This window comes from Chryseobacterium takakiae, from assembly GCF_900129385.1.
GTDB classification, from domain to species: domain Bacteria; phylum Bacteroidota; class Bacteroidia; order Flavobacteriales; family Weeksellaceae; genus Chryseobacterium; species Chryseobacterium takakiae.
The window spans coordinates 290,345-312,216 of record NZ_FQVO01000003.1 but is presented as its reverse complement, the minus strand read 5'-3'; the positions used below and the strand labels follow the sequence as shown (position 1 = coordinate 312,216).

General features: G+C 35.8%; 22 protein-coding genes. 8 read left to right on the top strand and 14 right to left on the bottom strand.

All coding sequences use genetic code 11. The features are described from left to right. The first annotated feature begins 10 nt into the window (after positions 1-10). Together BUA76_RS06490 and BUA76_RS06485 are read left to right on the top strand one after the other, a co-directional pair. Entirely contained in the window at positions 11-760 is a 750-nt protein-coding gene (locus BUA76_RS06490) for an RDD family protein (protein ID WP_072883966.1), read from the top strand. A 162-nt stretch (positions 761-922) separates the two neighbouring features. Continuing rightward, entirely contained in the window at positions 923-1,213 is a 291-nt protein-coding gene (locus BUA76_RS06485; RefSeq protein ID WP_072883965.1) for a GNAT family N-acetyltransferase, read from the top strand. A 61-nt stretch (positions 1,214-1,274) separates the two neighbouring features. Here the strand turns inward: BUA76_RS06485 and BUA76_RS19190 are convergent, their stop codons facing one another. From BUA76_RS19190 to smpB, 6 genes are all read right to left on the bottom strand, one after another. Next, positions 1,275-1,445, bottom strand: a complete 171-nt coding sequence (locus tag BUA76_RS19190; protein ID WP_178337307.1) for a hypothetical protein — start codon at positions 1,443-1,445, stop codon at positions 1,275-1,277. A gap of 82 nt (positions 1,446-1,527) precedes the next feature. Next, the gene (locus BUA76_RS06480; protein WP_072883964.1) at positions 1,528-2,502 is read right to left on the bottom strand and encodes a glycosyltransferase family protein; all 975 of its coding nucleotides are present in this window, start codon (positions 2,500-2,502) and stop codon (positions 1,528-1,530) included. Next, positions 2,499-3,326 carry a UDP-2,3-diacylglucosamine diphosphatase gene (locus BUA76_RS06475; protein ID WP_072883963.1) on the bottom strand — a complete coding sequence of 276 codons (828 nt, stop codon included), beginning with the start codon at positions 3,324-3,326 and terminating at the stop codon, positions 2,499-2,501. The genes BUA76_RS06480 and BUA76_RS06475 overlap by 4 nt, the downstream gene beginning before the upstream one ends. 119 nt (positions 3,327-3,445) lie before the next feature. Then, positions 3,446-4,186, bottom strand: coding sequence for a YebC/PmpR family DNA-binding transcriptional regulator (locus BUA76_RS06470; RefSeq protein WP_072883962.1), 741 nt, complete (start codon positions 4,184-4,186; stop codon positions 3,446-3,448). Between the two features lie 93 nt (positions 4,187-4,279). Continuing rightward, positions 4,280-5,770, bottom strand: coding sequence for an OmpA family protein (locus BUA76_RS06465; protein ID WP_072883961.1), 1,491 nt, complete (start codon positions 5,768-5,770; stop codon positions 4,280-4,282). A 77-nt stretch (positions 5,771-5,847) separates the two neighbouring features. Continuing rightward, a complete protein-coding gene (gene smpB / locus BUA76_RS06460) occupies positions 5,848-6,306 on the bottom strand; it encodes an SsrA-binding protein SmpB (RefSeq protein ID WP_066433693.1) in 459 nt (152 codons plus the stop codon). 192 nt (positions 6,307-6,498) lie between these two features. Here smpB and BUA76_RS06455 point away from each other — a divergent pair, with 192 nt between their 5' ends. The 6 genes from BUA76_RS06455 to BUA76_RS06430 all read left to right on the top strand — a co-directional run bounded on the left by BUA76_RS06455 (position 6,499) and on the right by BUA76_RS06430 (position 14,543). Then, complete coding sequence (locus BUA76_RS06455; RefSeq protein ID WP_072883960.1) at positions 6,499-8,121, top strand: ABC-F family ATP-binding cassette domain-containing protein; 1,623 nt, start codon at positions 6,499-6,501, stop codon at positions 8,119-8,121. Positions 8,122-8,217: 96 nt separating this feature from the next. Then, on the top strand, positions 8,218-9,930 hold the full coding sequence (recJ, locus tag BUA76_RS06450) for a single-stranded-DNA-specific exonuclease RecJ (RefSeq protein ID WP_072883959.1): 1,713 nt from the start codon (positions 8,218-8,220) through the stop codon (positions 9,928-9,930). A 4-nt stretch (positions 9,931-9,934) separates the two neighbouring features. Next, the gene (gene nadD / locus BUA76_RS06445; RefSeq protein WP_072883958.1) at positions 9,935-10,519 is read left to right on the top strand and encodes a nicotinate (nicotinamide) nucleotide adenylyltransferase; all 585 of its coding nucleotides are present in this window, start codon (positions 9,935-9,937) and stop codon (positions 10,517-10,519) included. 77 nt (positions 10,520-10,596) lie between these two features. Then, positions 10,597-10,935, top strand: coding sequence for a DUF3817 domain-containing protein (locus BUA76_RS06440; RefSeq protein WP_072883957.1), 339 nt, complete (start codon positions 10,597-10,599; stop codon positions 10,933-10,935). Between the two features lie 331 nt (positions 10,936-11,266). Continuing rightward, entirely contained in the window at positions 11,267-13,543 is a 2,277-nt protein-coding gene (locus tag BUA76_RS06435; protein WP_072883956.1) for a TonB-dependent receptor domain-containing protein, read from the top strand. A 139-nt stretch (positions 13,544-13,682) separates the two neighbouring features. Continuing rightward, positions 13,683-14,543, top strand: coding sequence for an alpha/beta hydrolase (locus BUA76_RS06430; protein ID WP_072883955.1), 861 nt, complete (start codon positions 13,683-13,685; stop codon positions 14,541-14,543). Positions 14,544-14,787: 244 nt separating this feature from the next. On the opposite strand, the gene BUA76_RS06425 is transcribed toward BUA76_RS06430, so the two are convergent. The 8 genes from BUA76_RS06425 to BUA76_RS06390 are packed head-to-tail and all read right to left on the bottom strand — an operon-like array spanning position 14,788 to position 21,872. Beyond that, positions 14,788-16,545: a discoidin domain-containing protein gene (locus BUA76_RS06425; protein WP_072884026.1), complete on the bottom strand. Its 1,758-nt coding sequence runs from the start codon at positions 16,543-16,545 to the stop codon at positions 14,788-14,790. 29 nt (positions 16,546-16,574) lie between these two features. Then, positions 16,575-17,600 (bottom strand): hypothetical protein, encoded by a 1,026-nt coding sequence (locus BUA76_RS06420; protein ID WP_072883954.1) that lies wholly within the window; start codon positions 17,598-17,600, stop codon positions 16,575-16,577. Positions 17,601-17,645: 45 nt separating this feature from the next. Then, positions 17,646-19,247 carry an NAD(P)/FAD-dependent oxidoreductase gene (locus BUA76_RS06415; RefSeq protein ID WP_228408466.1) on the bottom strand — a complete coding sequence of 534 codons (1,602 nt, stop codon included), beginning with the start codon at positions 19,245-19,247 and terminating at the stop codon, positions 17,646-17,648. Positions 19,248-19,257: 10 nt separating this feature from the next. After that, entirely contained in the window at positions 19,258-19,560 is a 303-nt protein-coding gene (locus BUA76_RS06410; RefSeq protein ID WP_072883953.1) for a type II toxin-antitoxin system RelE/ParE family toxin, read from the bottom strand. Further along, on the bottom strand, positions 19,547-19,882 hold the full coding sequence (locus BUA76_RS06405) for a hypothetical protein (RefSeq protein ID WP_072883952.1): 336 nt from the start codon (positions 19,880-19,882) through the stop codon (positions 19,547-19,549). The genes BUA76_RS06410 and BUA76_RS06405 overlap by 14 nt, the downstream gene beginning before the upstream one ends. Positions 19,883-19,940: 58 nt before the next feature. Next, the gene (locus tag BUA76_RS06400) at positions 19,941-21,455 is read right to left on the bottom strand and encodes a polyamine aminopropyltransferase (protein WP_072883951.1); all 1,515 of its coding nucleotides are present in this window, start codon (positions 21,453-21,455) and stop codon (positions 19,941-19,943) included. Next, the gene (locus BUA76_RS06395; RefSeq protein WP_072883950.1) at positions 21,448-21,663 is read right to left on the bottom strand and encodes a DUF350 domain-containing protein; all 216 of its coding nucleotides are present in this window, start codon (positions 21,661-21,663) and stop codon (positions 21,448-21,450) included. The genes BUA76_RS06400 and BUA76_RS06395 overlap by 8 nt, the downstream gene beginning before the upstream one ends. A gap of 11 nt (positions 21,664-21,674) precedes the next feature. Then, positions 21,675-21,872 carry a hypothetical protein gene (locus BUA76_RS06390; protein WP_072883949.1) on the bottom strand — a complete coding sequence of 66 codons (198 nt, stop codon included), beginning with the start codon at positions 21,870-21,872 and terminating at the stop codon, positions 21,675-21,677.

Below are 21,872 nucleotides of genomic sequence, written 5' to 3'. Positions count from 1 at the left end.
TAATAAAATTATGTCTCAAATTGCGATTAATACTTCACAAAATGTAAATATTAATTTCAACGTCGCCAGTGTTGGAGACCGGCTGGTTGCTTTCTTTATTGACCTTCTCATAAAAATTGCTTATGGGATTTCTGTTTTGTATATTTTCTTCACCGTTCTGAATCTTGGTTATCTATTACAAGGCCTGGATCAATGGTCAACTGCAGCAGTTTACATCATCCTTCTTTTTCCTACCGTTGTGTATCCTGTAGTTTTTGAAAGCCTTATGGAAGGTCAGACCCCCGGAAAAAAAGTTATGAAAATCCGTGTTGTAAAGATTGATGGTTATCAGGCTGGGTTTGGGGATTACCTGATCCGATGGGTTTTCAGGATCATAGATACTTCTTTTGCAGGAGTTGTAGGACTGGTTTCTATGATTGTTTCCAAAAATAATCAGCGATTAGGAGACATTGCTTCGGGAACGGCTGTGATTTCTTTAAAAAACAAGATTAATATTTCACATACTATTTTAGAAAATATCCGCGAAGATTATATTCCTACTTTTCCTCAGGTAATTGCACTGAGTGATAATGATATGAGAATCATTAAGGATAATTATCTCAAGGCCCTGAGAATTGATGACCGCCAGGTTATCCGTAAACTTTCGGATAAGATCAAAACGATTCTAAAGCTTGAAGTAGATCCTACAAAAATGACGGAAAGACAGTTTATAGGAATTATTATCAAAGATTATAATTATTACACCGGAAAAGATAATTAAGATGAATGGTCAGTTTAAATAATATTTAGAATGATGTCTGTATCAGAATATTCACAAAGTACAGCGAATTGACGATTGACAATTCACTATGCCTTTCTTTAACGTACATCAAAACTTCAGCGGTGCAGTTTTTGTATTTTTACTTTTAATAAAACTTAGATTATGAGATTTGAAAATAATAAATCCGGAAACGGCGGGGTCATTACTTTAAATAATGAATTAAAGGAAATCGGAAGGCTGACATACACTATTTTCCCCGAAGATAATAAGTTTATCATTTCTTTCGTATTGGTACATCCCGAATTTGAAGGCCGCGGAATGGGAAAATATCTGGTGGAAGAAGCCATAAAATTTGCAAGAGAAAACAACTGGAAAGTTTATCCGCACTGTTCTTACGCAAGATCTGTGATGATGAGAATGAACAATGTTGACGACGTTTTTCTTAACAGATAGCTTATTCCTGATAAATAAAAAAAAGACCATTTGTGGTCTTTTTATTTGAAGTCATTACGATTTATTTTGGCTGTCCGGGACATTGTATACCATTGCAATTAACAAATCCGCACGGCGGTAATTTCGGGTCACAACAAGAGATCACGCATGATGGATTTTTATCTCCTGCATAAAGACTTTTGAGCTCATTTTTAGACAAGGCTTTACCTTTTAAGATTTCTGATTTTTTCATTTTAATAATTTTTGGTGTTAAAAGTTTTGTTTTAGATAATGTAAATATAACTATTTATCTTTAATAATATCATCTTAAGACATTAACCAAAACCCAAAACTTCATTTAATAATATACTTTCAATATCATCAGGATAATCAACTTTCAGATGCTGGTCTGAATCTACCCAGTCCTGAATTTCCTCAAGCTTTAAAATATTGGAATTCGGTATTCCCATTTTGTCTAAAGCGCAGGCATTACATTCCTGTTCATACTGATTATGAATAGGAATCACAAATAGTTTCTTATCCATGAAAAGCGCTTCTGCAGGAGTTTCAAAACCCGCATTGCAAAGAATTCCATCGCAATTTTCGAAACTTCTGAGATATTGAATTTCATCTATGGGGAAAACTTCAACATTATTTTCTTTAAACTGAAGTTTTGAATATTTGGAAAAAACTTTCCATTCCACCGGAATTTGTTTTAAAACTTTAATAATATTTTCATCTGAAAAACTTGGAAGATAGACAAGATAAAAGCCTTTTTTATCGGGATTAAGGTTTCTTATTTTTCTTCTTATTACGGGCTTTTTAATCTGAGGATGATAATTTTCGAAATGAAATCCGATTTTATGGTTGCTGGGAACATAATATTTCAGCACAAGCTCTCCAAAAAAATCTTTCTTATCCGGTTTCGGAGTTTCTTTAAATAGCATAGAAGCCTGATGGCTCAACTCAATCATAGGATAATTTTTGATCTTGCATGCCCAGCCGGTAAGCGGTTCATAATCATTAATGATAAGATCATATTCAGAAAGGTTGATTTCCCTGATCGTTTTGAAAGCTTCCAGAAAATTATTATCCGTAAATGTTTTACGGTAGGATAATCCTCCTGCTTTATTATATAATAGGGAAATTCCTTTATGCTGGTAATTAACGTCAAAATCTGCCTTCAGCTGTGACTGGTGACCGCTGATCAGTGTTTCAACAGACGCATACTTTTTCAGAATAGGAACAATCTCCTGAGCACGTGCAACATGCCCGTTTCCTGTCCCCTGAAATGCATATAAGATTTTCATTCGGCGAAATTGGTTACTATTTTTAAAAGATCAGTGCTGCTAATATCCTGGATTTCGTCTGTAGCATCATCTTTCAATAAATGCTTATGCTCTTCGTAGTAAAAAATTTTCCATTCTTTATCATGATATTCCAAAGCGGAAAGATTTTCAATCCAGTCCCCGGAATTAAGATAAATGCAGGAACCCTTTTTATTAGAAACTTTACGAATCTGTGGCTGATGAATATGTCCGCATACTACATAATCATAATGATTATCAATAGCCAGTTCGGAAGCGGTCAGTTCAAAATCTCCGATATACTTAACTGCCTTTTTTACGTTATTTTTGATCTTTTTAGAGAATGAGTATTTTTCTTTTCCCACTTTTTCCAAAAACCAATTTACGATATTATTGATAACAATTAACAGATCATAACCTTTTCCTCCGAGCTTGGCAATCCATTTAGAATGCTGAACGGAAGCATCAAAAACATCGCCATGGAAAATCCACGTTTTCTTATCATCAATATGTAAGCAGATTTTATTACAGACTTTCAGATTACCCAATTCGAAATCGGTAAATTTCCGGAACATTTCATCATGATTTCCGGTAATGTAATACACATCTGTATTTTTTGTAGCCAATGAAAGGATTTTTTTAATCACTTTCAGATGAGCTTTAGGAAAGTAAGACTTTTTGAATTGCCAGATATCAATGATATCACCGTTCAGAATCAGTGTTTTCGGCTGAATAGAATTGAGATACCGCATCAATTCCTTCGCCTTGCAACCATAGGTTCCCAAATGCACATCCGATATGACAACTAATTCAACGTTTCTTTTCATAGTTTTATGCAAAGAAACTACTTGAAAGTTAACTGTATATGAATATGATGTTATTTTTATGTATTGCAAAAAACCTCACAGTTTAAACTGTGAGGCTTGTATGATATGAATTCCAAATATTAAAGCGTATTCATCATCTCTTCCGAGATTTCCATGTTATGATAAACATTTTGTACATCATCATCATCTTCGAAGCGCTCAAGCATTTTCATATTTGCTTTAAACTGTTCTTCATTTACTTCTTTTATGTTATTAGGAATTCTCTGAAGCTCTGCACTTTTTGCTTCAATTCCAAGTTCATCTAATTTATGCGATAAAGAACCAAAATCTTCAAACGCAGTAGTAATCATTACTTCTTCTTCATCTTTTTCTACATCTTCTGCACCTCCATCAATCATCTCCATTTCAAAATCATCCCAATCCATTTTAATCTGAGCCAGATCAATGGTAAAAATTCCTTTTCTGTCGAAGATGAAAGCCAGTTCTCCGTTTTTACCGAGGTTTCCGTCAAATTTATTGAAAACAGCCCTTACGTTGGCAACCGTTCTTGTTGTGTTGTTAGTTGTACATTCAATAAAGAATGCCACTCCTCCCTGGCCATAGCCTTCGTAGGTGATTTCCTCGTAGTTTTCAGCATCTGCACCACTTGCTTTTTTAATCGCTCTTTCCACATTATCCTTCGGCATATTTGCCCCCTTCGCATTCTGGATACATCTTCTCAGTGCAGGATTTGATTCCGGATCAGGACCGCCTGCTTTTACTGCTAATGCGATATCCTTTCCTATTTTAGAAAAAGTTTTGGCCATTTTATCCCATCTGGCCATTTTAGAAGCTTTTCTATATTCAAATGCTCTTCCCATTTTATTTTTAAATTTTCAACAAAATTAATTAAAAGTGAACGAAAAAAAAATACCTCCAGAACACTGGAGGTATTTATTATTTAGAAAAATTGATTATTTTCTTTTTTTAGCCGGAGCTTTTTTCTTAGTCGGAGCTTTTTTCACTGGAGCATCTTCATAATCTTTCTTCTTGATCGCATTCCACTCGTCAGCGTTTTCGATAGCTCTTACCACAACTTTTCTGTCAACTTGTCTTTCAGCGTCAGAAGCCGTTTCAGCAACAGTCGCTTTAGACTCACCAACACCGATAGATTTAAGTGCATTAGCATCTACACCTCTTGCATCTAAAGCAGCAACTACTGCAGCAGCTCTTTCTCTAGATAGTTTCAAGTTGTAAGCTTCAGATCCTTTAGCATCAGTTCTACCTTCTAATAAGTAGTTACCACCATCTTTTTTGATGATTTCAGCAGCAGCATCTAAAGCAGGAGTAGATTCAGCCTTAATAGTAGCTTTATTGAAATCGAAGAATACACTTCCTAATTTAGTTTCAACATCAATAGCAGTTTGTGTCTTAGGCTTAGGACATCCGTTGTATTCTGGAAGACCTGGAACTGTAGGACAAGCATCATCTTTATCTAAGATACCGTCACCATCTGTATCTGGCCAAGGACATCCGTTGTTTTCTGCAGGACCTGCAACAGTAGGACAAGCATCATCTTTATCGATTACACCGTCACCGTCTGTATCTGGCCAAGGACAACCGTTGTTTTCAACCGGACCAGCTACGTCTGGACATTGATCATCTTTATCTGGAACTCCGTCTCCATCTGTATCAGGACATCCCTGGAATTCTGGTAAACCTGGAGTATCAGGACATAAATCGTCTTTATCTAAGATACCGTCTTTATCTCTGTCTCTGTTACCAAATCTGAAGTTCAATGAAGCAGAAGCTTGCCAGAAGTTAGCAACGTTTGATTTATCACCTGGAGTTGATACATAATCTCCCTGAATACCTAAACCGAAGTTTTTAGTTAACCAGAAGTTAATACCAGCACCTGTAGCAACAGTAAAGAAGTTTGCTTTACCGTTTTCGTTACCATTGTCACCATTTCCAATTACTTCTCCAGTAGGCATTCCGTTAATAAGAGCCTCTCTTGGGAATGTAAGAGATGTATAATCATGTCTCAGGTAGTTAGCACCAACTCTTAAATATGGGTCGAACCAAGATTCTTCATCCCATAAAAGACCTGCAGCTTTTGCTTGGAAACCAAGACCTGTCATCAACATGAATTCTTTACCCATGTTAAATCTCTTGTTTTCAACATTACCTACAGTAGTTTGCCAGTCGATAACCAAACCTTTACCTATGTTTCTAGCAACAGTAAGCTTAGATAACGGCGGAGTAATAGAGAAGTTGTTCACATTGAACATGTTCTTCGTCAAATTATTAGCAGAGAACGTATTACTGAAGTTGTCTCTCTGTGCCGCGTGGTTTTCCGCATGAGCACCAACCCCGATTAACCACGGATTGTTGGTAGTCTGAGCGAACACAGTAGAAGCGACAGTAAGCGCCAATGCTGAAATTCCTAATTTTAGATTTTTCATAGAATTAAATGATTAAATAATTGATAATGCAAAATAAATATAATTTTTCTTTATATACAAAGTTTTTCCGATGATTTTTAACTTTTCTTTAATATTCTGTCGAGGTTACGTTTATTTTCTCTATCTTTAATGCTCTCCCTTTTATCAAAGAGTTTTTTACCCCTTCCGAGGGCAATCAGCACCTTTGCTTTTCCCTTATCATTGATATATAATTTCAAAGGTATAATGGTATTCCCCGCATCCTTTAATTTCTTTTCCAGCTTTTGCAACTCTTTTTTGTGCAACAGCAATTTCCGTTCCCTTTTTGTTTTATGATTATAAAATGTGCCCAATTTATACTCATCAATCATCATATTAATTATATACAATTCCCCGTCAATAAACTGACAGAAGGATTCTGCAATAGAAGCTTTGGAAGAGCGCAAAGATTTTATCTCCGTACCGGTAAGCACCATTCCTGCTTCATATTCTTCAAGAATTTCATATTCAAATCTGGCTCTTCTATTGAGTATATTGACTGTCTTTTCTATTTTCATCTTGATTCGTCTGATATCTGGATAAATAAGGTTATCTGATTACACATCAAATTATTCTTGAAAAATCCTTATTTATATAAATTTATTAAATGAAATATATAAAAAATACCTTACATTTAAAAACTTGAATATTACATTATTACGAAATACCCAAATTCTTTTCGTATTTTTGCGCCAAATTTACAAAACTATATGTTAACAGTATCTAACTTATCTTTACAATTCGGGAAAAGAGTTCTTTTTGACGAAGTAAACATTATGTTTACGAAAGGAAACTGCTACGGGATTATCGGAGCAAATGGTGCAGGAAAGTCTACATTCCTTAAAATATTGACCGGAAAACAGGACCCAACAACAGGACACGTATCTTTAGAGCCTGGAAAAAGAATGTCTGTTTTGGAGCAGGATCACTTTGCTTACGATCAATATACTGTTCTGGAAGCGGTTTTGAGAGGTAATAAAAAACTATTCGAAATAAAAGAAGAGATGGACGCGCTTTATGCGAAAGAAGACTTTTCTGATGAAGACGGCATCAAGGCAGGAGAATTGGGTGTAATCTATGATGAAATGGGAGGCTGGACTGCAGAATCTGATGCACAGACGATGCTTTCCAACGTAGGAATTACGGAAGACATGCACTGGCAGATGATGAGTGAGCTTGAAAACAAAGACAAAGTAAAAGTCCTTTTGGCCCAGGCACTTTTCGGAAATCCGGATGTTCTGATTCTGGATGAGCCTACCAATGACCTTGACATTGATACCATTTCCTGGCTGGAAGATTTCCTTGCAGATTATGAAAATACGGTTATTGTTGTATCTCACGACCGTCACTTCTTAGACACGGTATGTACGCACATTGGTGACCTTGACTATGCGAAATTAAATCTTTATACCGGTAATTACTCTTTCTGGTATCAGGCATCCCAATTAGCAACGAGACAAAGAGCACAGGCTAACAAAAAAGCGGAAGAAAAGAAAAAAGAACTTCAGGACTTCATCGCAAGATTCAGTTCAAACGTGGCAAAAGCGAAACAGGCTACCGCAAGAAAGAAAATGATTGATAAACTGAACATCGATGATATTAAACCTTCTTCAAGAAGATATCCTGCCATTATTTTCGAAATGGAAAGAGAAGCGGGAGACCAAATCCTGGATGTAAAAGGTCTTGAAAAAACAAAAGACGGAGAATTATTGTTCTCCAACATCGATTTAAATCTTAAAAAAGGAGACAAAGTTGCGGTCCTTTCTAAGAACTCTTTAGCCATTACCGAATTTTTTGAAATCTTAGCAGGAAATGTTGAAGCAGACAAAGGTACAGTTGCATGGGGAGTTACAACTACTCAGTCCCACATGCCTTTGGATAATACCAATTTCTTCCAGGAAGATCTTAGTCTGGTTGACTGGTTAAGACAATTCACGAAAAACGATGAAGAGCGTCATGAAGAATTCGTAAGGGGATTCTTAGGAAGAATGCTTTTCTCAGGTGATGAAGCGTTGAAATCTTGTAAAGTACTTTCAGGGGGTGAAAAAATGAGATGTATGTTCAGCAGAATGATGTTACAGAAAGCCAACGTCCTTTTGCTTGACGAACCTACCAACCACTTAGACCTTGAAAGTATCACTACATTAAACAATTCATTGTCTAACTTCAAAGGAAATATTTTATTGGCTTCTCATGACCACGAAATGCTTTCTACAGTCTGTAACCGTATCATCGAACTGACTCCGCAGGGAATCATTGACAGAGAGATGACTTATGACGAATATCTTGCTGATAAAAAGGTAAAGGAATTAAGAGAAAAAATGTATTCTTAACTATTTAAAACCGTTCATATCCTGAACGGTTTTTTTTAACATCCTGTGACAGCATTAAAACTTTCCTTTTAAAATATATTTCCCTATTTTTGTGAAATGAGTCAAAAATGGATTTACAAGCCCGAACCCGATGAAGAAATTGTGGATGGATTAAGTTCGTCTCTTGGTTTTGGAACTTTTGAATCTAAACTCCTCGTTCTTAGAGGAATTGACAATTATCAAAAGGCCAGAGAGTTTTTTAAACCGAACCTTACCGACATTCACAATCCGTTTTTAATGGCAGATATGCAAAAAGCGGTAGAGCGCATTGCTACCGCCATTGAGAATGGAGAAAAAATACTGGTGTACGGAGATTACGATGTAGACGGAACTACTGCCGTTGCCCTGATGTACCTGTACCTCAGCAAAATTGTTCAGAAAAAATACCTTGATTTTTATATTCCCGACAGAAATTCTGAAGGGTACGGAATTTCCACTGAAGGTATCGATTTCGCCAAAGAAAACGGCTTTTCATTAATCATTGCCCTGGATTGTGGAATCAAAGCATTGGATATGATCAATTATGCTCAGAATTTAGGCATTGATTTTATCATTTGCGACCACCATTTACCCGGCGAAGAAATTCCGAATGCAGTTGCCGTTCTCGATCCCAAGAGAAGCGACTGCCGTTATCCTTTTAAAGAACTTTCCGGATGTGGCGTTGGCTTTAAACTTTGCCAGGGTTTAAATACGATCTACAAACTCCCTGAAGCAGAACTTTTTGAACTTACTGATCTTCTTGCCATTTCTATTGCCGCAGATATCGTTTCTATGACCGGCGAAAATCGTGTGCTTGCTAAAATGGGTCTTAAAACCCTGCGAAAAACGAGAAATTTAGGCCTAAGATTATTAATTCCGGATGACAAACTTTCTCATTTTGAGATTTCTAATATAGTATTTGAAATTGCTCCCAAAATCAATGCTGCGGGAAGAATTTCTCACGGAAAAGCCGCTGTAGAACTCATGGTTTCGGATAATCTGAAACATGCCCACCAGATTGTAAGCGATATTATGGATCTCAATGATGAAAGACGTGAGCTTGATATGAATTCTACCCTTTCTGCCCTAAATCAAATAATTGAATCCCAGCAGGAAACCAAATATACCACGATTGTTTATCATCCTGAATGGAATAAAGGCGTGATCGGAATTGTAGCATCGCGATTAATTGAAACTTATTATAAGCCAACTTTGGTTTTTACTGATGGAAATAATGGTGAAATGGTTGCTTCCGCGAGATCTGTAGCAGATTTTGATGTTCATGAAGCTTTGGATATGTGTTCTGAGTATTTTCTTAAATTCGGAGGACATCACGCTGCGGCAGGACTTTCAATGGAAAAAGATAAGTTTGATGCCTTTAAGGAAAAATTTGAGAGAGTAGTTTCAGAAAAAATTAAGGAACATCAAAAGGAACCTTCCATTACCATCGATTCTGAAATTCAGATCGATGAGATTAACCGGGAGTTTATTAATTTTCACAGAAAGCTGGCTCCTTTCGGGCCTCACAATATGAAACCGATCCTTGCTTTGACCAATCAGAAGGTTTCAGGCTATATTAAGACGATGGGTAAAGATAATAACCATCTCAAATTTTATATCAGACAGGAATCAACCGGAAGAAATATTGAATGTGTAGGTTTCAAATTGGGACAGTTTGCCGATGATTTCAGAACGAAAAGCTTTGATCTTGCTTTTACTCTTGAAGAAAATCACTGGAAAGGTAACGTTACGCATTATCTTAACATTAAAGATGTGAAATTCAGAGATTAGGAAAATGAAAAAAATCGGTCTCTTTTTTGGTTCATTCAATCCTATCCACATCGGACATCTGATACTTGCGAATTATATTCTGGAACATACAGATATGGATGAATTGTGGTTTGTGGTGAGCCCGCAAAATCCTTTCAAAGAAAAAAAATCGTTGCTGAAAGATCACAACCGCCTGGATATGGTGCAGCTTGCGGTAAAAAATTATCCGAAAATGCGCGCTTCCAATGTGGAATTTTCTTTACCTCAGCCGAGTTATACCATTGATACACTCACTTACCTTCACGAAAAATATCCGGATTATTCTTTCAGCTTGATTATGGGCGAAGACAATCTGCAAAATCTTCATAAATGGAAAAATTCGGATACGCTTGTTAAAAATCACCATATCCTTGTTTATCCAAGGGTATTTGAGGGTGAAAAAAAAGAGTCTGAATATATGCAGCATGAGAACATTTCCTTTATTGAAGCCCCTGTTATTGAACTTTCTGCAACCGAAATCCGGAATATGATCAAAGCCGGAAAAAATGTAAGACCCATGCTTCCTCCTGAAGTGTTTGAATATTTGGATGGGAGCAGTTTTTATAAGTAATTTTGTGTTTGTTTAAGACTGAAAGATGAGGGTAGACGTTTCTGATTTTAGTCCTGAATTCCAATAAATAAACAATTATGAATTTCTTAGAAAAATTATTCTTAAAATATCCACAGGAAAAAGTTATCAAATGGTTTAGGAATATCTGCCTTGCAGAAGCGGCTTCCTGGTTTTTTCTTTTTTCCGCGATGATCTGGATTCGGACAAATCCTGAAGATATTCTTCCCATTGTTTACATCAGTACAATCGGGAGTATTCATGGTTTATTTTTTACACTTTATCTTTTATTTTTGCCGGCCATCAGAAAAATATTTGAGTGGGATGATGAAGACAGTGTTTTTTCGCTGATTGCGGCTTTCTTTCCTTTCGCCACCATCTGGATCGATAAAAAGCTTGCACGCTTCGACAGAGAATAAATCATTTTAGAGAATCTTTTTTAGATTCTTTTTTTTTGAGTATACTAATATTTGGGCTTTTTTAATCCGTTTTTTATTCAAAAACCTTCCAATTTTATTTACCTTTTTTAAATTGAGATGTAATATTCTTTGTCTCTAAATTGTCTTACAAATAACAAAGTCAATAAAATTTTAAATATTAGCTAATTTTTTTAAACTGTAAATCAATTAGTTAAAATAATTTTAAAAACATTTTAAGTACTTTGTATTGCAAGATACTAGATTTATTATATATCTTTGTATTGTTAAATAATAACAAATACAAGCTATTAAACTCTCTAAAATTTAAAACATGAAAACGACAATTTTAATTGCAGCTATATTTTTCAGCGGAATGGCCTTCGCACAGGAGAAAAAACAAGACACTGTAAAAACTAATAATATAGAAGGCGTTACCATGACCAAACAGGTTTTTAAAAAACAAAGTGACCGTTTTGTGTATGACGTTGCTGCTTCACCGGTAGCAAAAGGAAATACTACTTTTGATCTTCTGAAACAAACTCCTCTTTTGTCTACCACCGATGACAAGACTTTAAAAATTGCAGGAAAAAACAACGCGCTCATCTTCATCAATGGCAGAAAAACCAATATGGATGCGGAATCTTTAACCCAATTTTTAAAAAATACTCCTGCAGAAAATATTCAGAAAATTGAAGTGATTACAGTTCCGGGTAGTGAATATCAGGTAGAATCTTCCGACGGGATTATCAACATTGTTCTGAAGAAAAAAATGAGTGACGGTACAAGCGGAAATATGAGAATGTCCAACTCTCAGAATAAATATAACGCCAGCAACGCGAGCTTCTCTGTAAATTACAGAAAAGACAAACTGGGAATTAATGCCAACTTAAGCGGTGGAGAAAACATCAATCCGCAAACCTACATCTTGAGGAACAGATCGGGAAATGTTCAGAATGAATCCGTAGGTGATATTGATGATCCCAACAAAAATCTTGGTGGCTATCTGAATATTGATTATCAGCTGACTGAAAAAAGCAATCTTGCATTATCCTGGAATTCATGGGCAAACAGAAGCTATAATTCTACCATCGATTTGTTGAATACCATTACAAGATATGATAACAATGATAATTTGCTTTCAACAGATTATACGAGGACTAAGAATAAAGAAAACGCCAGAAATTATAACAATTCAGTAAATCTGAACTATGAGCTGAAACTTGATTCTCTCGGAAGTAAATTCAATGTCAATGCAGCTTATCTCAATTATAAAAGATTTCAGTATTCTGACAACAATACGATGATTTCGGATATTGCAGGAAGTAATTCCGGATTTTCAAGAACAGGAAAGAAAATTATCCAGGATATCCCGCAGATCATCAATAATTTTTCTGGAACGGTAGATTATATTCAGAAATTTAAAAATGATTTTACATTTTCTGCCGGAGGAAATTTTAATAAAACCAAAACAGACAACGATACCAAAAATTACACTTACGATTACATCTACAACAATGCGGGACAGTTACAAATGATCGACTTAACAACAGATCCCAACCACTTTATTTATGACGAAAACATTTATGGAGCATACCTTACTTTAGAGAAAAAATTCTCAGATAAATTTTCGGGAAAAATCGGCGCAAGATATGAAATTACCAATAGCCTGGGAACATCTGATAATGCAAAACAGCCAGAATATCAAAGAATAAAAAGAAATTACAACAACTTTTTACCGTATTTAAGCTTTAACTACGCAATTAATGATAAGAACAATATCTCATATTCTTTTTCAAGCAGGATGAGAAGACCAAGTTTCTGGGAGCTTAATCCTGTGAAAAACATCATTACACAGGATAACTATACCCAGAACAATCCTTTTGTAAAAGCATCTTCTACTTACAACCAGGAATTAACGTACATGTATAAAAATTCATATTTCCTGATCCTGAATCATACCTATGAAAAAGATCAGATTACGCAGGTGCCTTTACAGAGAAGTTATATTGATCCTGAAACCAATCAGAAAAGGGTGCAGTTGGCTTACATCAGAACTAATTTTGGTGACAAGCAGGAAATGTCTGCGATGCTGGGTGTTCAGAAGTCGCTTTTCAAGCAATATCTGACCTTGAATTTCAATGCGGGAGTTCAGCACAATATCAACAACGGAACATTGAACACGGATCCTACAACAGGACAAGTTTTTGACACCTATATCAACAACAGAAAATCGACCAGCCTAGTCATCACCAGCAACAATACCCTGCGTCTTGACAAGAAGAAAACGTGGTTCCTGGGAGTCAATTTCTTTTATGTAGATCAACAGCAAATCGAACTCGGAATTCTGAAGGACCTCATGAGCCTTGACCTTAGCATCAAGAAAAACTGGAACGACTGGACTTTTGCCATAAACGTGAATGATGTGTTGAGAACTAACTTGGTGGAAATAGAAGATTTTCAGTCCAGCGGAAATTACAATTACATCAGGAATGATCAATACAGAAGAAATCTTACCGTAAGCATTACCTATAATTTCGGAAATCAGAAAGTGAAAAAAGTAAGAGATATCGAAAGTGCTTCTGATGCTATTAAAAACAGAACCCGATAACAAACAATCATTTCTTCATATATATTATTTTTTGTGGTAACTCACCGTTTTTGCGGTGGGTTTTTTATTGCTGAAACACAACGTACAAATGAAGCATAATTTTTGATTCAGCATAATTATAATCAGGAAAGATTATTATATGAAAAACATTTTGTCTGTTTTCGGTATTGTATTCATGATCCTTTGCACCGGATGTCAACAAAAAACCGTGGATTTCGGTAATAACATTTCATTTACGATCGAGAAAAACATTCCTTACGGAAAAGATTCTCAGCAAAAGATGGATATCTATTTTCCCGAAAAGCGGAAGAGAAAAAAAGATATTTTCATCATTATTCACGGAGGCGGATGGCGCGGCGGCAGCAAGTCTGAGCTCACCGCCTTCACCCACAAGCTGATGGAAAAATTTCCGGGAAATATCTTTGTTAATGCAGATTACCGACTGGCTTCCACAAGACATTTTGCACTTCCTAACCAGACGGATGACATCCGCTATATAACGAAATATCTCGATCAGACCTTATCGTTCAAACCCCGATATATTCTTCTTGGAAACAGCGCAGGAGCAAATCTTTCCATGTTGTATGCCTATCAGTTTGACCGGGATAAAAATGTAAAAGCAGTAATTAACATTGTCGGTCCGGCAGATCTTAACGATTCCGGATTTAAAAAATACGATGATTATTCATTCCTGGAAAAACATCTGATTGATCCTGCAATCGTTCCAAAAAACATCTCGTTAATGGATTTTGGAAGCCCGGTACACTGGGTAAGTAAAACCTCTCCTCCCACTCTTTCTTTCTATGGAACTTATGATGATGTCGTTCCGTTGTCACAAATGAAAATTTTAGATTCCGCATTAGAACAAAATAAAGTCTATCATGAATCGTATGAATTCAATGGAAACCATGTTAACTGGATCAATGAACCCAATTCCGATTTTCTTATTCAAAAAATACATATATTTTTAAAGAATATTGATAAAAATAAAACGCCCTGAAATTTCAGAGCGCTTATTAACATTTTTAGAGTTTGTTTAAATGTATAATTTATTTTTACCATTAAGGAATTAAGCCTTTTTAGCTTAAAAAACTTAATAAAAATCAATTTATTGATTCCTTACTTACAACAAGTTTAACTAACTGAAATCCTTAATGTTAAATTTAATAATAAACAAAGTTTATTTTAATTTAGGAAATTAAAATAGGCTATAAAAATTTATTTAGCAATATTTAGACAGGCTTTTATTCAGACTTAAAAATTTCCGACTTTTCCGAAACTCCGTTTGCATTGAAAGCTTCGATCTGGAAATAATAGGCATCGGTTCTGTCGGCTCCGGTGAAGAAATATTCATTTTTCCCATAAACCATAATGCTTCCGTATAATTTCTCAGGAGATTTCCCCCAATAAATGACGTATCCATCTGCATCAGAATTCTGTTGCCACTTCATCCAGATGCTTCTTCTTTCACCGTATTTTTTAGGATCAGAACGTAAAGGCACGAAATTCTGAACTTTTCCGGGAACTGCTCCCGCACCTTTTCCAAATACCCTGAATCCACTTAATGCAAACTTTCCTGTCGGCATTTTTAAATTTTCCATCTTTAGAAATCTCGCTTTGGCAGGCTTTTCCAGTTCAATATAATCGTGCGGAACATCTTTGGTATTTTTGCTTTTATCTACAATCACATTCCATTTTTTGCCGTCATTGGATCCGTAAATTTTATACTGATGCATTTTGCCCAGCGTTTTACCCATAAATTCAACATCCTGATCGGCGTAGTTGATCTGAATCGCATTGATAGTAGAAACCTCTCCTAAATCCGTTTGAAACCACTCTCCCGAATTTCCTGTTTTGGCACTCCAATAGGTTTTGATATCCTCATCCACCGCATAATTGGAGTGATAACCGCCTAACGTTGAAGAAACCTGAACCGGCTTATTGTAATTCAGCAGCATCCATCCTGCAAAAAGTCCTTTGGAGAAATCTTTTCCCTGTGCATACTGTGGAAGATAGGTCGGATAATCTCCGTAAGCCGTATTGCAGTACATTACATCATCTTTATCAAATCCGGCAGGCCAGATTCCCAGACGTCTTTCAAAATTATTTTTGGTGGAAATGAAAATGGTTGAAATATGCCACCAGTTTTTATAATTATCTTCAAATGTGGCGCCGTGTCCGGCTCCTCTTGCAAAACCTCCCGGTTTGTAAGAAAACGGATTGTGCTGTTGGTATTCGAAACCTTCCAAAGGGCTTTTACTTACATACACACCGTCTGAATACCCGCTGAATTCTGTTGCCGGAGCACCATACTGCATATAGTATTTCCCATTATGCTTCGTCATCCATGCGCCTTCCACAAAAGGCTGCAGGAAAACATTATCATTATACTCCCCGAATCTTTCCCAGCCGTGATCTTCAGGCTTCAGTCTTACAATTGGTTTCACAAAACCTTCCGACTGAAGCGTGTTCACTTTCACTTCTGTTCCCAGCAAAGGCCATTCGTTGCTTGATCCCCAGTACAGATACAGCTTGTTTTTGTCTTCATCGTAATGAAAGGCAGGATCCCATGCTCCGACTTTTAAAGTATCAACGGCAATTTTCCAGTCGTCTTTGGTTGGATTGGTGCTTTTCCAGATTGGGAAATCCTGCTCCCAGGTAGATCCGAAAACGTATAACGTATCTTTCATTGCCCAAACTGCAGGAGCGTTCAGATCGTGGGTATATTTATTGTCTCTCAGAAATTTCCGGTGAACAAACTTCCAGTCGAGCATATCATCGCTGTACCAATATCCTTCCTGATTGGTAGAAAAAAGAAAGAGCTTGTTTTTAAAATTAACAATTACCGGATCTGCGGTAGCACGGTGTTTTCCCTGCTTTGAAAAAACTTCAAACGGAGTATAACCGTAATCGATATTGATCGGGTTGCAAAATGTTTTTTGCTGGGCCTTCAAATTAAATATTCCCAACAAAAGCATTAATGACAAGAGATACTTCTGCATTTTCATACTTTTTAACTTTGAAGACAAAATTAAGTAAGTTTTTTCGGTTTTCTCCAAATAAAACCGTCCAATAAATAATGGGTAAGCTGAGGAACGACCAATAAAGGGACTAAAAACTGAAACCAGGTAAGTGAAATATTCAGATTTAAAGAAAAATGTTCATTCCAGATTAAAATTTCCCATAAAAATTCTTCGAAAAATGCAAAAGCAAGAATTATTGCAATAAAAAGAAAGATCCCGAAAGTTGATTTAAAAAGAGAAAGATTGGCGAGATTTTGATCGTCCTTTTGTTTTATTTCTCTGATATAGATTAAAGCAACGTAAGGTATACCGTGGGAAATGACATTCAGGAATGTGAATACCAAATCATTGTTAAAGTATACAATTCCGAAATACCAGGAAAGATAGGTTCCGGAGATTAAGGCAACCTTGGGAACATTACATTTTTTAGTTTTCAAAATTTCATCTATCGTTTTCAATATCCAGATGATTAAAATAACGGAATACAGAAAAGTGATTAAAGGAATATAATCCGGAACGTTCTGAAACCAATTGAATTCGTTTTCTACAAACCATGTGAAAGCTCTCGGTGTCTTAAACCAGTACAGCATTGGAAAAACCGTAGCTGAATATACAGCAATTCCGTCTATCTTTTTATTCCAGTTGTCTGGTTCAAACCGGGCATAAATTCTCATGAAACCATATTGCTGCCTGATAAAATGAAAGACAGCAATCAGGGCAAGAACCGACCAGAAAGTCAAACTTCCGAACTGATATAAAATTAATCCAAAAACCCAGCTTACAGCAGGAATTCCGTAATACAACAGCTTTCTTTTTCTAACCTCTTCCTTTACAAAATATGTTTTAAATAACGTTGAATACACATGAGCAACGTCTACAAAAACAATCAGAAACAACCATGTGTAAAAAGAATACTGATTTTCCAGGCCCTGAATCTGCTTTTGAAACAGGAAAATAATCAGCAAAATGATGAAAGGCGGTGATAAGATCAACCAGCCGTCTGTTTTTGCGTTATGGATCCAGGGTTGTTTCATTTTTATTTTTTTGGGAAACCTTATAGGTTTGAATTTTTATTCAGTCTAATCAAATTGCTGCATCTGTTTTGCGGTTCTCCATCCCTGATAAAATGCTTCCTCGAAAATAGAAATTCCCGAAAGATCCGAATGGGCAAAAAAAACTTTTCCGTCGATCGGCTGTTTTGCTTTCTCGGAGTTTTTGAAAATCTGCCCGGGAACCGGCGCAATCATCGCATGTCCGATCTTATGAAACTGTATTTCTACAATAAAATCTTCAATCAAAGGATGAGCTTTTTTTAAATCTTCCAAAACGAGTTTTTTCAACTGATCCTCTTTCAGAGCATATAATTTCTTTCTGGCTTTTTTACAATTGCTGGTGGAAAAACTTCTGTAATAGGTGATCACTTTTTCGCCCATAATCTGGTCTACATTCTGGTGCTGATCATAAATATAACCCAAACCGTCAGAACCGTAGATGACATTATCCCAGGCAAGTTCATCATCTCCTCCGAAATCATTTTGTAAAGTAATCGTTGTTAAAAGCCACGGAACATAATTGAAATTTTCAGCCCTGCTATTGTTGAAAATCCTTTCATTCACAAATTGGGGTGTCGCGAACAGAACTTTTCCAGCAATGATTTTTTTTGTCTTTTTCTGAGTATTGTCAAAACTTAGCACTTCAACATCAGTATCGTTAATTTTAACATCAAAAACCAGATTATTTTTTGAAGATTTATCTATCGTATATTTTGAAAGATGCTTTGCCAATCTTGCATTTCCTTCCGGCCAGGTAAAAACCTGATCTTTGTATTTTTTGCTCCAATTGTTTTTCCTTCCTGCGAAATAATGAATTCCCGCCCAAGCTGAAATGTAATCAATTCCCAAACCGTAATCGTCGCGGCACGAATAATCTAGCAGCCAAAATAATTCTTCAGATGTAAACTTTTCTTTTTTAAGCCAGTCTTTGAAAATAATCTTCTCTAATTCCAAAACCTCATCTTCCCGGCTGGAATCGTTCACCGGAATGGCAAACCAATATTTTCCAGATGTATCTTTTTTGTCCCTGAAATCGTCCATCAACTTAAAAAAACGGTCGAACTCCGCTTTTGTTTTTGCTGAAATTCCGTTTTGAGGAACAATATCATTCTGCCAGGAATTTTTGAAGAACAGTCTTTCTTGTTGAGGGAAAGTCAGCTGGTATTCATCTAAAATCGGATCGCTATTTTCGTCATCTCCCTGATAGATTTTGCATTCTTTCAGAAATTGGATGATTTCAGTATTTTCTTTGTTGGGTAATGGTAAATAATGCGCTCCTAAAGGAAACTTGGAAAATCGGTTCTGTCCGTTGGAGGAGTTTCCACCCAAATGATTTTCCATTTCCAGCAAAAGGTAATCGTTTTCATTATTCTGACTGAAAAACCTGCAGGCCGAAAGTCCTGAAATTCCGCCTCCTACAATAAGATATTTTGTGTGAATTTCTTCTGAAAATTGGGGAAAATCTTTTGCCCAGAGTTTATGACCTAAAACATGATTGGTTCCGGTGATTTTAAGCAATAACGATTTGCCTTTCTTACTGCAATATTGTAAAAAAGGAATCATCAGACTGCCTAAGAACAGGGTTTTAAGGAAATCTTTTCTGGAAAATTGAGTGGGTTGAGTTGGCAAGATTTAATGGTTATTTTGAGATGCTTTCGTAATTGTCATCGGGATTCTGGAAATTGTTGATAATTCTTAAAACATAGAGAACATCTGCTCTGAGATCACAAATCATGGTATTATGTTTTGTTAAAAGGAATTTTCTATACTTGGTATCTTCATATTTTTCAAAAAAGACTTTTCCTGATTCTAAGATTGTAATTGCATTCTCCAGCTTATCGTAAAAATTCAACAAAACCCTTTCGTTCCAATTTTGCAGAAGAAATTCTTCAATATTGTCAATATCCTGTTGAGCTTCTTCAGTTATTTCAACTCTTATCATTCTTAGACTGTATCAAATTTTTTCTTTTCTCTGCTAAAAACTCTCTGAAGGGAACAGTTCTGCCATTTTCAATATTTTCTTCAGCCCTTTTTAAAGATTCAAGAATTTCTTCTTTAGTTTCGTTTCTATAAACAGGTTCCATTACTTTAGCAATGGAGAGCAGTTCTTCGGAAGTAAATCTCTTTTCTTTCATTTTTTTGAAAAAGGTCGGCTTTTTAATTCCTGTTTTTTCAATGATGTAAGAAATTTTAAAGGGTGAATCTTTCAGAATCTGATCAATATTATTCTGGATTTCTATATATTTTTCGATTTCAGCTATCATATTTTTATAATTTAAGTATCAATTTATGACACAAATATAATAAATAATTGACATTCTTCTACTGAACTTTGCCCCATTCTTCATCGAAGTAACGAACTAAAATCTGATTATCCAAACGATTCACTTCGATATCTTTGGTCTTCATATCTTTCGTAAAGTAAGAAAGCTGTGAAAAATTATAATCATAAAATTTCAGATTAGGAACTTTGCGGTAAATTTTATTGTTAATCGGTTCAAAGGAAGCCATTGAAAATCCCCATTCTCCGAAGGAAGGGACGTAGGTATGATATGCTGTAGCGAAAGGAAAAACCTCATTGATTGTTTTTTCAATACACCAGAAAGACTTCGGCGCAAAATACGGTGACGTTGTCTGAACCACAATTTTTGTATCTAAAGCTGTCAGCCTTTCGAGTTCTCTGTAAAACTGTAACGAATATAATTTTCCCAAACTGTAATTGGACGGATCCGGAAAATCGATGATGATGACATCGTATTTTTTCGTATTTTCTTTCACCCAAATGTAAGCGTCTTTGTTAATGACTTTAAGTTTCGGATTGGATAACGAACTTTGATTCAACCGACGCATGGTTTCATTATTTTTGAAGAAATTCGTCATTTCTCCATCCAAATCCACCAAAGTGATGTCTTTTACTTCTTTGTATTTTAAAACTTCACGGACTGCGAAACCGTCTCCTCCGCCGAGAATCAAAACATGATCGATCTTTTTCGCCATCGACATTGCGGGATGAACCAACGCTTCGTGATAACGGTATTCGTCTACCGAAGAAAATTGAAGATTGTTATTTAAATATAATCTGAATTCGCGGCTGTTTCTGGTTAAAACAATTCTTTGGTAAGGCGAACTTTTGGTGTAGACGACATTTTCACCGTATAATTTTTCTTCTGAAAATGATAAAATCCTGTCTGAAAAAATAAAGAGAACTACAAGCAGAAGAAAGGCTGCGATTGATTTAACTCTTAAAGAAACGGGCTTTGATAATTCCTTTTTCAGATAAAAACACAAAAATATGGCTATGGAAATATTAATCAAGCCAAAAAACAAAGGTGTTTTTACAATTCCTAACTGCGGAATCAAAACCAGTGGAAATAAAATGGAAGCCAGCAATGCTCCTATATAATCGAATGCAAAAACATTAGATACCAAATCTTTAAACCGAACCCTGTCTTTTAAGATATTCATTAAAAGCGGAATTTCCACACCGACCAGACATCCTGTAAAAAAAACAAAAAGATAAAGAACTGCTTCAAAATGAGCCAGTGTATTAAAGAGAATAAATAAAACTACAGAGCTTATCCCGCCGATGATCCCGACCAGAATTTCAATTTCTATGAATTTATCTATTAAATTTCCTTTGATGAATTTAGCAAAATATGATCCCACTCCCATCGAAAAAAGATATACTCCGATGATGAAGGAAAACTGCTTCACGGAATCACCCAAAAGATAACTCGCCAAAGCTCCCGCCACCAGTTCGTAAATAAGTCCGCAGGTAGCAATGACAAATACTGAGAACATCAGCAGCAGCTCAAGAGGAATCCTCTTTTTATCCATGAATCGCTGCGCTTATGATGATTGAAATCCCGATGATAAAAGCGCCGAAAATAATGGCTAAAGCTGTATTCTTGTTATGAGCGATTTCGTGCCAGGTTTTTTCGGGTGTTAATTTTTCGATAATCAGGTAGCAAACCAGCAAAATTACAATTCCGAGAAAAGAGTAAATGACTGAATTGATAGCGGGTAAAAAGTTTATTTGATCCATAATTTATATTTTTATTTGTGATAATATCTGTAATAACCGACTCCTGAAGAATGATATCTTCTCGTTGTCCCGTCGCGGTAGGTTTCCGTTTTTTCGCAGTCACAAAACTGGTTTCCGGCAAAGGTAAGATAGGTAAACCAGCCGATAAAAAACATTCCGCAGAGACACAAAATCCAGTTTTCTTTTAAGTAATGAAGTATATTTTCCAT